Below are 1,116 nucleotides of genomic sequence, written 5' to 3' on the forward strand. Positions count from 1 at the left end.
CGACGGACGATCTCCGTCACGGCGCGGCCGGTCCGAGTTGTACGACGGACGATCTCCGTCACGGCGCGGCCGGTCCGAGTTGTACGACGGACGATCCCCGTCACGGCGCGGCCGGTCCGAGTTGTACGACGGACGATCTCCGTCACGGCGCGGCCGGTCCGAGTTGTACGACGGACGGTCCCCGTCCCGGCGAGGCCGGTCCGAGTTGTACGACGGACGATCCCCACGCGGTCCCCCGGTACGCGGCGGACGGCCGGCGTCGTCGCGGTCCCCACGCCAAGCCGGACGGTCAGAACGCTGTCCGCCGTCACGGAAGCCACGACCAGGGGCGCTGTCACGCGCCGGTCGGTCACTGCGGAACGCACGATCGCCATCGCGCTGCGGACGATCACGGCGTTCGCCTTCGCGACGCTCGAACTCACGCGGCCCGGAGGACCACCCCTCACGCCCGCCGGACTGACCACCGCGGGGAGCTCCGTCTCGACGCGGACGTCCACCGCGCTCATCGTCGCGGTCGTTCCGTCGTTCGTCGTCGTTCGCCACCGTTGCTCCTCATCGCGTGCCGGAGCTCTCGCGCCGGCTGTCGTCCGCTGTGTCGTTGTGTGTGTGTGAGCGCCGTCCGTGGCGCGATACCGTCCCAGTCCATCACGGACCGGGCCCGACGTCGAGGCCTTCGAACGAGCGCAGAAACAGAAATGGCCACCGGCCTTCCACGAGAACGAGGGTCTCCCCTGCGAGTTCTCGATGGAGGGCCGATGGCCACATCTTCTTACGTTGAGTCCGGCGGCGTCCTACTCTCCCACAAGGTCCCCCTTGCAGTACCATCGGCGCTGAGAGGCTTAGCTTCCGGGTTCGGAATGTGACCGGGCGTTTCCCTCTCGCTATGACCACCGGAACACCTTCGACCCAATCCTGGATCAAAACCGTTCCTTCAGATAGCTGAAGTATTCAGTTTGATTCCCGATCATCTGTCGGGAACCACAAAGTGGACGCGAGCCCCACACCGAAGTGCGGGAAATAGTTGTGTTGTCAAGTCTTCGGCTTATTAGTACCGGTCAGCTCCACGGGTCGTTAGTCCCCGCTTCCACATCCGGCCTATCAACCCAGTAGTCTGCT

The 1,116-nt window shown here is 65.5% G+C and carries 1 rRNA gene; it reads right to left on the minus strand.

The window, feature by feature from the left end:
• Positions 1 to 778: 778 nt before the first annotated feature.
• A 5S ribosomal RNA gene (rrf, locus tag EDF27_RS09440) occupies positions 779 to 895 on the minus strand.
• Between the last annotated feature and the right edge of the window lie 221 nt (positions 896 to 1,116).

The organism is Curtobacterium sp. PhB136 (genome assembly GCF_004346855.1).
Taxonomy (GTDB): Bacteria; Actinomycetota; Actinomycetes; order Actinomycetales; family Microbacteriaceae; genus Curtobacterium.